General features: G+C 64.5%; 7 protein-coding genes and 2 pseudogenes. 5 read left to right on the top strand and 4 right to left on the bottom strand.

Annotated features, from left to right (window positions below; genetic code table 11):
• Positions 1-112: 112 nt before the first annotated feature.
• Positions 113-1063, top strand: a complete 951-nt coding sequence (locus AC2VOU_RS08295) for a TniB family NTP-binding protein (RefSeq protein WP_486956939.1) — start codon at positions 113-115, stop codon at positions 1061-1063.
• 14 nt (positions 1064-1077) lie between these two features.
• Here the strand turns inward: AC2VOU_RS08295 and AC2VOU_RS08290 are convergent, their stop codons facing one another.
• Positions 1078-2748 (bottom strand): TniQ family protein, encoded by a 1671-nt coding sequence (locus AC2VOU_RS08290; protein WP_486956938.1) that lies wholly within the window; start codon positions 2746-2748, stop codon positions 1078-1080.
• 146 nt (positions 2749-2894) lie between these two features.
• Here AC2VOU_RS08290 and AC2VOU_RS08285 point away from each other — a divergent pair, with 146 nt between their 5' ends.
• The 3 genes and pseudogenes from AC2VOU_RS08285 to AC2VOU_RS08275 all read left to right on the top strand — a co-directional run bounded on the left by AC2VOU_RS08285 (position 2895) and on the right by AC2VOU_RS08275 (position 5830).
• A complete protein-coding gene (locus tag AC2VOU_RS08285; RefSeq protein WP_486956937.1) occupies positions 2895-3191 on the top strand; it encodes a helix-turn-helix domain-containing protein in 297 nt (98 codons plus the stop codon).
• Positions 3192-3196: 5 nt separating this feature from the next.
• Positions 3197-3649 (top strand): annotated as a pseudogene (locus AC2VOU_RS08280) (TniQ family protein); the annotation flags it as partial.
• Positions 3650-4468: 819 nt separating this feature from the next.
• Positions 4469-5830, top strand: a complete 1362-nt coding sequence (locus AC2VOU_RS08275) for a hypothetical protein (protein ID WP_486956942.1) — start codon at positions 4469-4471, stop codon at positions 5828-5830.
• A 652-nt stretch (positions 5831-6482) separates the two neighbouring features.
• On the opposite strand, the gene AC2VOU_RS08270 is transcribed toward AC2VOU_RS08275, so the two are convergent.
• Both AC2VOU_RS08270 and AC2VOU_RS08265 read right to left on the bottom strand, forming a co-directional pair.
• Positions 6483-7427, bottom strand: a complete 945-nt coding sequence (locus tag AC2VOU_RS08270) for an alpha/beta hydrolase (RefSeq protein ID WP_486956936.1) — start codon at positions 7425-7427, stop codon at positions 6483-6485.
• 192 nt (positions 7428-7619) lie between these two features.
• Positions 7620-8777, bottom strand: coding sequence for a phosphotransferase (locus tag AC2VOU_RS08265; protein WP_486956935.1), 1158 nt, complete (start codon positions 8775-8777; stop codon positions 7620-7622).
• Positions 8778-8970: 193 nt separating this feature from the next.
• Here AC2VOU_RS08265 and AC2VOU_RS08260 point away from each other — a divergent pair, with 193 nt between their 5' ends.
• Positions 8971-10188 carry a PucR family transcriptional regulator gene (locus tag AC2VOU_RS08260; RefSeq protein ID WP_486956934.1) on the top strand — a complete coding sequence of 406 codons (1218 nt, stop codon included), beginning with the start codon at positions 8971-8973 and terminating at the stop codon, positions 10186-10188.
• A gap of 234 nt (positions 10189-10422) precedes the next feature.
• Here the strand turns inward: AC2VOU_RS08260 and AC2VOU_RS08255 are convergent.
• Positions 10423-11148, bottom strand: a pseudogene (locus AC2VOU_RS08255) (transposase); the annotation flags it as partial.
• Positions 11149-11184 lie beyond the last annotated feature (36 nt).

Below are 11184 nucleotides of genomic sequence, written 5' to 3'. Positions count from 1 at the left end.
GCAATGGAACACCCTCGACAATGCTGCGCGCAGATCCCATATCAACCAATAGAAGCGGTGGCTCAACCAATGATAAAACGAAACCGTCCAATTCGATGACGTAGCTGAGGGATTGAACACGATCATCGACCGCAACGCCCAGACACCTCCGGGGGCCAAGGAGGTACCCGTCATCACCGGACCAAATACGATCGGCAAGAGCGCATTCATCAAAGACTGGGCACGCCAGCGCTACCTTGAGTGGACTGCACCGAGCGCCGTAGCTAAGACAGGCCGTCCGGTGTGGTATCCGACGCCTGAGATTGAATGTGATTTTTGCCCAGTAGTATTCATCAACCTTCAGGATGATGCGCAAACCAAGGCACTCGATTCACAAGTCTTAGGCTTTTACGGCCTGCCCAGCGGTAGTACCGCCCATGACACGACCCGGAGCGCGATGAACGCGGTGGTGCGTCACCGGGCTCGCGTGGTGGTGATCGACGATGTCAACCTGCTCAAAACAGAATGGCGCGGCGCCCGTAAAGTGCTCGACCACATCAAGTTCCTCAACACCGAACTCGGCGAAAGTTCGGCGAGTCTGGTGCTAGTAGGCGCCAACTTGATCGGGGGAGAACTGTTGAACGATCCGCAGATCAAAGGTAGGTCAAGGACGTTCGCCGTGACCCAGTACGAAATCGACGAACCCGATGAGCAGCGCGCCTGGCAGCGCGTCATTCGTGATATCGAGAAGCGTCTTCGTCCCCATCTGCCAGCTGGCAGGGAGGGGATGCTGTACCGAGATCTCCCGGGAGAACTGTGGTTTCGTACGCAAGGCTATTTTCAAGATCTCAAACAGTTGATCTGCGAAGCCACGCTCGCCGCCACCGTCGACGGCACCCACGTGATTGTGCGCGACCATCTCGATGCGGTCACCCTCAGTGATCGCGCCGAAGCCAGGCGGCGCGAGATGATGGATCGAGACGCGCTCCTCAACGGTGTCAAGAAGAGGGATACATCAAAGGCGCACGCCACCGCGATATCACCGACCGCCAAGCACGTCACGTCCTCGTCGAAACGATGTTAGGCTCGCCAATCCGGTCAGCCCGTCAGCTCGTCGAAAACCAGTGCTCGTAGGCCGACTTGAGCGGCGGGGGCGAGCCGGTCGCTAAACTCGCGGTAACCGGCCTTGGCGCGCGCAGTGATGGGGTCACGCCAGCCAGGGCTTGCACCGAGCCATCCCTGGGCCGGCACGCACCACATCCACGTGATCGCATACCGCAGCGATGCCGGCCGACGATCCGGCGTAGAAGATGTGCGCCAGCGATCGAACCAGTCGGCGGGGTCGGAGGCGAGAGCGGCGACGCGGGATTCGCGTTCACGGAAGTTACGGTTGCGCGGCAGCACACGCAGAGTTCGGTGCACCGCGTCAGCGAAAACTTCTGGTGCCGCACGCATCCGGCCGCTCGCAGCACGTGCGGTTCGGCGGCCGATCACCGGATCCAGCCCAAGCTGCACGGCGGCAGTAGACCAATTCTGCGCGGCGGTGACCGATCGCGCCAAGCAGAGCGAGACGTAGAGGCGGGCCGTCCACTGATAGCTGCCGAGCATGCCGTCGAAGAACTCCACGAAGAGCTCAAGATCGAGCAGCTGGGGGATTGCAGTGATCGGCGGCGGCTGTCGGATTCTTGTCTCGCTGAGCCGACGGCCGACGTGGTGTCGGCCCGAAACGGCTGCAGAAATTAACGCGTGGGTCGTCGCGGTGCGGGTAGTGCGATTGATCAGCCAATTGCTCGGTCCGTTGGGCACCGCCGAGATCGGCGCCAGCCATCCCGCTAGGCGTGCTCCCGCCTCGCTGAGCGCCGACTGACCGAGGATGGCGTGGGCTTCGGCGAGAACGTCTCCACGTAACGCCGAGCTCTTGGGCGGGCTGATGCCCCACCGGGGCCCGCGAAGCTCGGCCGTGCGCGAGGCGGTTTCGTTGCGGATGAGGGCTGCCCACTCCGGTACCGCGGAATCCCCGGCAGCAGTGAGGAGGTGCAGCAGCATTGTCGCGATGTGTCGCAGTTCGGCGAGAAAGATTCGGGGATCGACGTGTCGGCCTAGCATTTCGACACGCTGAGCTGCCAGCGCCGTTACGATCGTGTGCGCGGCGGCGACTGCATCCGGTGCCGCCGGGCGTGTTCTTTGGCCCGCAATCGGCCGACCGCAATGCCGTTTTACTCCCGTCGGGTTGCCGCACGGCTGTTCTCGACCTACCGACGGGCGCATAGGGGAGTGCCGCCGCGTCCGGAAACGCTGTTGGCACGCATCACATTCAGTGAGCAACTCCACTTCGTGAATCCTGCAGACCGTGATCAGCGGTAGCCGCCACTCCAACCGCCATATGCCGTCGTGCGCGAGGCATTTGGGGCAGGCTTGCGAGCCGTGCGGGGGAAACCAGCCCTGCGCGACGAGGCTGCGGTAGGTGTGCCGCCGGCTGGGGTCAAGCCCTTCCAGGTGTAGCGGTAGACCGTCGCCGTAGCGCATCAGCGTGGCCGCAGTCAGTGCAGCGCGGTCGACCCCGCCGAGGTTGGCGATCGCTTCGATGGCGGCGCCTTGGGGCCTGATCATCAAAAATGTCAGCGCCGCCGGAGCGGTACGGAGCGCCTCGAGCATGAGCATGTGCATGGTCGCGGTGGAGATCCCGTTCACCTCGGCGAGCCGCTCGAGGTAGCTGTCCAGCGCTTCAGCGGGGTGCAGCGCAGGTCGACTCGGTAATAGCTCAACCATGACAACGCTCAGTCAGCCCCGTTCGACAGCGGATCCTGCTGCCCGATGCGGCTGAACGCAGCAACGCCGGCAACCCGCAGCAGGCGTCAAACCAATGTATTACTAGTAGGGCAGACATTGGGCAGGGTTCGCCGATAACTGAAGCGGTGCCCACTCGTCCGAATCAGAACAATCCGGAACGCGTGGCGCGCTGGGAGCAATCCCGACGACGCGTCGGGGCCAACATCCGCAGGGTGCGTACTGAACAGGGCATGACGCAGGAAAGCCTCGCGCTGCATTCCGGTGTGACCCGCAACGTGCTCATCGACGTGGAATTCGGTCGCCGCGGGCTGCTCTACGAGCGACTCTTTGACATTGCTGAGGCATTGCAGGTGCCCGTCTGCGACCTGATGGCTTCGCGCGAGCATTCGTTAAACCGGGATCGCGAAACTCGCCCGGATTGACGTCGATGGCAACGGCGGCCGACATATTGCGAGCGCGGCTGGGTCCGCGAACGCTCCCGCTGAGCATCACGCCGTTGCCGGGAGAGGCGCTCGAGTCGTGGTTGGCGGCACTGGCACAGTGCCTCGATGTTCAGTGGGGCAAGTTCCTCAGCGCGATCCTTCCCCCGGCCCTAGTGTCCGGAACACACTCGGTGTGCCGGCTGGACCTCGCCGCACACCTCACGGCAGCGGAACTGCGGTTCATCTCGGCGGCGACGGGTGTCGACACCGCCTCCATCGAGGCGTTGACGTGGCGCCGATTCGACGGCCTCATCGGAAGCGTCGATGTCGCCCGACGACAGATGAAGATGACCTGGCCCTTCCGCCGGTTCCGATTCTGCCCCGCGTGCCTGGCGAACTCGCACGGACGCTGGCAGCTGCAGTGGCGACTCCCGTGGGTTTTTGCCTGCCAGAAGCACTCCTGCTTGCTCGCTGATAGCTGCCCGGCGTGCGGACATACTCAACGCACCATCCGCGGCTGGCTCAGGGGCGACCTCGTGCCTGCTCCCGAACTGTGTCGCGCCACCGCACCGAACGGAAGTCGTTGCGGGCACCTTCTATCGGCAACACCAACCATTGCTCTGGCGGAAGGACACCCTTTCCTCACAGCGCAGGTCGCGCTATCCGAAATCCTCTCCGACACAACGGTAATCGCAGGCCTATACCAAACGGTGCCGGCGTCGACGCAACAGTTCCTGGCGGATCTGCGACTGCTGGCGATGCGGTTCGCTGAGGCAACCGATCCGCGTGAACCCACGGTCATCACGGCACCGAATCCGGGCAGCAATCTCATCGGCGCGTGGGACAGCGTGGACGTCCGGCGGTGGCGAGCCTCACCGAAGACGCGTCGCACGGTGCCGGCAGTGATAGCCGCGGTGGGAATCACTTCCGCGCTTGAGGTCCTCCAGTGCCGCACGGTGGACGAAGCCGGCGCCCGGATGCAGCCATTGCTGGCCACGCGCCGCCAAGCCGGCAAAGCGGTGAACACCGGTGCCTTGACCACGCGAAACCGTAATCCTGTCATCGACGCGGTAACGGTGCGGGCACTCCGAGACTCGATGGGCCCGTTGGACCAACTGCGGTACCGAGCGTGGGAGCCGTTACCGCGATGGTCGCGCAAACTCAATGCGTCCGCGCTACGCAATATCCCCACCTGCCTGTGGAGCGACTGGTCGATCCGGCTGCTGCCCCCGGACGAAAGAACCGGGCGACGCGGCGCCACACGAGCGGGCCTGGCCATGCTGCTGCTCGCGGTGGGCAATCGCGCTTCCGAACCCGAGATGGCAAAGAACCTCGCGCTCGCGCGATTAGCCGCGAAGCAGGCTGAAAACCCTTGCATTCGTGTCAGGTTGCTCCTGCGTGAGAACGGTTGGTGGCCTAATGTCGCGACAGCACTGACACGGCTGGCTGACTATCTGGCTAATCAGCCAAGCCCGATCGACTACGCGCGACGACGGCGTCTGGACTACCGAAAACTCCTGCCAGACAACAACTGGCGGGAAATATTCACCGCAACCGATTTCGGGGACCTCGACTGTACCGCCACGGGACAACGAGTCCGGAACTGGATGTTCGAACGGATCAGCATGCTGCCCGCTGACATGTCCCCCTTCACCGCACCCAACTCTGAACCGGTGGGCCACTTCCAAGAACCCATCGAATTGCTCGCACCCCCAATTGCTGATCGGCTCGACGCCATCGCATCACGATTTCTCCAGCAGCACAGGATCGTTGACGAACCCGTCACATGGTCGCCGCCCCTGTCACTGGTCGCCGATCTTGACCTGCCCGGACCCGACGTCGAGGCGCTGGATATCGAACAGCTCCATCGAGCGATCCTCACGGGACCGCGATCGACCAGTGGCGCCGCCAAAGCCATGGGCGTGCGGCCGATGGTAGTTCGCCACCTCCTGGAAAGGTCGCCGCTGCCTCAACCCGTATGCCGGGGGCAACAGCGCCCGAAGAAGCCAACACGCCTCGACCGGGCACGCCTTCGACTTCCTGCCGCGGAACTCGCCCGACTGCACCAACAGGAGAAATGGTCGCTTTACGCCATCGGAAAGCAGTTCGGCATAGATTCAGATGTTGTCAAACAACTGGCCGTCGAGCAGGGCATCGTCCTCAATCTTGTCTCGGTGCTACCGAAGCCCGTCGACCCCGAGTGGCTGCACCGCGAGTACATCGTCAAAAAACGCACCATGGAAGACATCGCACTCGAAGTCGGCATCAGTCCATGGACACTGCGCGCGAGAGCCAGCGAAATCGGAATACGCAAGCGTCGCCCAACACCCTCCATTCCCGAGGCGTGGATCTACCAAGAGCATGTCGTCAACAAGCGCAGCCTGACCGACATGGCGCGCGACGCCGGCGTCGACCGCCAGGTCCTGTCCAGGCGAGCGCACAAACTCGGAATTCCCCTGCGCCGGGACCCATCTCGACGAGCCACGTTAGCCATCACCCGGGAACGGTTTTATACGGAGTACGTGATCAACAACCGCACCCTTACCGACATGGAGCGGGATTTCGGAGTGACGCACCATACCTTGAGCAAACTGGCCAAAGGGTGGGGGATACCGGTGCGCAAAGGCCGCCGACCGTGACCACGCCGCCCGTCACTGGACACGGACGCGTCGAAGTCAGCAGTCGACGCCGAGATCGGAGCGAAAGAATGATGAGATGACAGGTGTTCGACACGTCGGCGAACGACCTAGCGACAAACGCAGTTCCCGACGCGCCGGCGCGGACTGGCGATCGCAGAGCATCGGTCGACGCAGGGTGAGCCGGAGCTCAGAACTTCCGCGCTGCAAACGATTTGGCGCTGTCACGCGAGCGACTCACTGATTCCGGTCCAGCTCCGAATGTGAACCATAGCCAACTTAGCCTTAGCCGACGATCTCGCGAATTCTTCTATTCGCGGCGGGCGGCTCAACGACACTTCACCACGCCGAAGCGCACACTCGCGGATTGCCCTACTAGTAGTACAATTAGTTTGTGGCTCAGGTTCAAACCCCAACAAATTCGGGCGAACGTGTAACGGACGTCGCCCTCTTCCTGGCGCTGGCCGCCGCTGCCTCGACCCCATCCGTCCAGGCTTGGCCGTGTCCAGGGGGTTCGTCAAGTTAACGGTGTAACTGGTTGTGTTGGTTTTACTTTCGGACTGGGGCTTCACCACCGCCTGCGCGCCACATTGTGGCACCTGGCGAAGCTTGCGCCGGTGCCCGCCACCCCGGCGATGACGGGGAGGCGATTGGGTCACACGGCCTGGATCGCGCGGTACCGGTCCGCCCAGGAGCGTATTGACACCTCGGCGGCGGGCGCAGTGCGATCGAAGGCATGAGGGCAGCCGGGCCGGACATACAGCTCGATCGACACACCCGCGCGCCCCAGGTTGAGTGCGTAAAGGATGCTCTCGTCGCGGAAGATGTCTAGCTCACCCACGTCGATGAACGCGGGGGCGAGGCCAGCGAAATCCGTTAGCCGCGATGGCGCGGTGAGCGGACAGGTGTTCGTCCCTCCCCGCTCCGCATCGAGGAGTGCATTCCATGCGGTGAAGTTGTTGTCATACGTCCACGTCGCGAACGGCGCGATCTCGGGGTCCGGTTGGATGTTTCGGTCGTCCAGCATCGGGTAGATCAGTATCTGCTTCGCCACCGGGATGCCCGCGTCGCGCGCGGCGATGGCTATCCCGGCGGCGACGCCGCCACCGCCGCTGTCGCCCATGATCGCGATGCGCGCCTTGTCCACCCCGAAGGTGTCGGCCCGCGCCACGAACCACGCCAACGCGGCATGGCCGTCGTCCACGAGAGTCGTGCCGGAGTATTCCGGAGACAGTCGGTAATCAACGGACAGAAAAGGAACACCTGTCTGCTCTACATATTTTGACACCACGCGGTCGTACAGATCGACCGATCCACACACCTTCCCGCCACCGTGGTAGTACACCACCGCTGAACCGGGCACCGACCGCTCCCTGGTGTACCAGCGCACCAGGATCTCTCCGTCCGCGACAGCCACCAAGTGGTCCTCCGTCAGGACGCTGGGCGAGTCGGGTTCTGCCGAGTCCATTAGCTGCAGCGTCATGTTGACAACGTCGCGCAGCGCGATGGCGTCTCCCCGTGGCGTAACCGGGACCAGACCCCCGGCCTCCGCTGTTGCAGCTAGCACCGCCGCGATCTCGGCGTCCAGGCTAAATGGCACGGCGATCTCCGTTCTTCACAACATCGTTGAAGTTCGACACTGAGTGCCACGTGTGTGACACCTAGTGCACACTCAGCAGTATCCGGGATTCCGCGACCCGTCCGACGTCTCTGCTTGGGGACCTTGGAGCCTACGGTGGCCGCGACTGCCGGCCACGGTCGACGCCCGGGCCCAGCGACCCTGGACGGGCGCTTAGGCGAAACTGTCGAGGGCGTCCAGGTCGTCGATTGCGGCGGTCATCCGCCGGATGAACTCTCGGGAGCTTGCCGGGGGCTGCATCTTTGGGGCCTCCGGCGGCTGGCCGAGCGTGCCGGTCCACCAGGCCAGCGCGGAGAACAGGTTCTGCCGGTACAGCCGCCACGCGGTGTCGAACTCCACCCGCGGCGCGCCGGCGGCATGAAGCTGCTCGACGTAGTAGGACACCAGGTCGCGCTCCCAGGCGCGGCGGTTGTCCGGCGTCAGCGCGGTGGACAGCGCGTAGGCCAGGTCGCGGCCCCAGTTGCCCTTGCAGGAGCACTGCCAGTCGTTGAGGCCCATCTCCCCGTCGTTGTCGATGTACCAGTTCTTCAGGTGCACGTCGGAATGGATGAGTGTGCGGGGCAGCTCGCGGTGCTGCTCGACGCAGCGCAGCGTTGCCGGCCAGATCTCGTCCACCCGGGCGAACAGGCGGGACGGGATCACATCCTCGGCCATGGCGAACCCACGCGCGCAGGCCGGCCCGAATCCGGCAGCCTCTACGGTGATCGAGAAGTAGTCCTCCCAGTCGTTGAACTCGTGCAGGGAGGTGCTCAGCTCTGGGCTGTCAAGGTACTTCGCGTGTAGCTGGGCCAGCAGTCGCAGTTGGCTGCGGGCTTGTTCCAAGGTCAGGTCGAGCTCGTGGGTGCCGAAGGTCACTTGGCCGGCGAGGTCGCGCATGATGATGATCGAGTTGAACGTCTCCGGGTCGTACTGGGCGAACAGCGGGTGCGGCGTCCGGATGTCCAGGGTGGGCAGCACCTTGTTGTAGAAGACCGCCTCGGCCGCGATGCCGCCGTTCATGCCCAGCAGGTACCGGCTCTCCAGGCTCATTGTGCTCTTGCAGAACACGCTCGTCGGCAGTTCGGCCTCGATGCGGGCGGCGTTCCAGGTCAGGTAGATATGCCGGCGACTGGAGGTACCTTCGTCCTCCTTACCGAGGCGGTGGGACAGCACTTCCGCGCCCGGAACGTCCGCGGCCAGTACGGCCGTCAGCCAGGCCGACGTGATCTCCTCGTAGCTCAACGGCAGCTGGTCGGCGGAGGCGAGGGTGCGGTTGCGGCCGCGCTCGATCTCCTCGGCGTAGTTCTTCTTGATCTGGTCGAACGTGATCATGAGCTCTCCTGGTTGGCTTCCGCCAACATCGATGACGGCGCGATGAGATCAGGCTCGCGCACCGCGAGCGGCAGTTGATAGGACCGACCGGCAAGAGATCGAACGCCCGGCTCCGCGACTGGTGATAACCATCGAGCTCTCGAAGTGGCGAACACAAATAAATTATCCAGAGTTGAGTACCATAATGTGCCCGATGGGGAGTCCCGAGTCCGGTGCCGACGAGGTGCGTAGGCTCGCGCGTGATCTGCTGCCGAGGGTGCTCGCCATCTCGTCACAGGTCACCGACCACGTCCTGCCGGTGGTGCCCGAGCTGGCGCCGGCCGGCGCCCCGAACGCGGTCGCCCTGGTGCAGGAAAGCACCGATCAGAACATCGGCGCGATGCTCTCGACGCTCGCCTTCGGAGTCACGCCGACCACCATCGAGCCGCCGACCGGCACCCAGGACCTGCTGGACAACCTCACTATCGCCGGTGGCAACGTCACCGACCTGTTGCGGGCCTACCGGGTCGGCCACCAGCTGCTGTGGCGGCTGTGGAGCGAGCACGTGTACGCCGAGATTCGCCAACCGGAGCTGCTGCCGGCCGTCCTACGGATCTCCTCGGCGCACCTGTTCGACTTCATCGACCAGGCCTGCCAACGGATCGTGGACAACACACCGGCGCCGGGGTCCGACACCAGCCCGAGGCGATTCGGTGACCGGCACGAGGTGGTCCACCGGTTGCTCGGGTCCAACCCGGTCGACCTCGGCGCCGCCACCGCGAGCCTGGCTTACGAGCTGACCCGATACCACGTGGCGCTGCTCGTGGCGCCGCTCGCCGAGGTGGCCGACGTGCGCCGGGAGCTCGACGGCCTGCTCGCGGCGGCCCCGGTGCCGGCGTTCGCCATTCCCTCCGGAGAGGGCAGCTGGTGGAGCTGGCTCGGATTCCCCACCGAACCCACCGCCGACCAGCTGACGGCGGTGGCCGCCGTCCGGGTCAGTGGGGTGCTCGTCGGAATGGGCGAACCCGGCCGGGGGCGGGAGGGGTTCCGGCGCTCGCTCGGGCAGGCACGGGAGGCCGAGCGGGTCGGACGGCTCGCGCAGCATCCTGGGCCGGGCGTGGTCCGGCACCGGGACATTGAGATCGCCGCCATCCTCTGTGGCGACCCGGACCGAGCCCGCGCGCTGGCCGCCGCGCGGCTCGGTGACCTAGCCAGACGCGACGAGACCGGCGAACGGCTCCGCGCCACGGTGCGTGCGCTGCTCGCAAATGGGCACAACCGCGGCCGGGCCGCCGCCGCGCTGCACGTGCACCACAAAACGGTGACCTACCGGCTCAACCAGGCTGAGGAGCTGCTCGGGCGGTCGCTGTCTGACGACACCTTCGGGCTGGAGACCGCGCTGCTCATTGACCAGACCCTGTTCGGCCCCTAACCTAACCGGTCGTCGTCAGCCAGCTGGGTGGGAAATGAATCGGCGAACACAGCACTGGCGAGATGTCTGTCGGTGGCAATCTCGCTTCGAACGCTTAAGTCGTACAGTGCATCAGGCATATGTGTTTGCCATCAGCTGTCGAGGAGCGATCGAGACGACGATCTCGGAATCCCTGGAACCGCCTCTGAGGCGGATGTCCCGAGCTCCGGAACTTCGGTGGCGGTTCGGTGAGCATCAGGCTGCGCTCACCTGGTCATTGTGCACGACGGTTCCAACAGATTCGGCGATTTCACGTTGGAGTGCTGCTCGGAGTTTGGGCTGGTGGAGGTGACCGTTGACGCGGCGGAATTGCTTGCCGGCCTTGACCATTCCGGCGGCGCACCAGCGTAGCGCCATCTGCCCGCCGTGCCAGCGCTTGACGTTGCCGGCGTGTTCGCGGCACACCGAGACATCGACTCGATGCATTTCGTCGAGCGCAGCGTGCGCGCGAGCGTGGGCGGAACACCCAATCGGAGCACGGTGAGGGGCTCGTGCAGGCCCTCGCGCAGGCTGCCAGCCGCGCCGGGGTTGGGTGCGGTCGAGTTCTTTGGCCAGGGCCAGCAGCGCTGCTTCGGCCTGCAGCGCTGACCCGGCGTGGTAGGCGTCGGTCATCCTGCGCCCCACGGTGCTGCGACGTCGTTGCGGCAGATGGTCTTTCACATTTCTGACCTTGTGCAGTTGGCACAGTTGGATCACCGGGTGATCGAGCACGTCGACCACGGCCTTGCGCAGGGCCTTCGAACCGTCGATCCCGACCAGCATCGGGCGGGTCACGTCCAGCCTCCGCTCATGCAGGTCCACCAGCAGGTCCACCAGCAGGGCGGTGACCACAGTCGCGTTCTCCGTCGAGCCCTCCACCAGCGCCAGCGGGTGCTTGACCCCGTCGATTCCGATACCGAGGGCCACCACACAGCAGGATTCGGCCTCATCCACCTTGACAATTTCCGCCTCCACTTA

The organism is Mycobacterium sp. TH-M25, assembly GCF_057473665.1.
The sequence above is the reverse complement of the archived record's forward strand: the minus strand, read 5'-3'. Positions and strand labels throughout refer to the sequence as shown.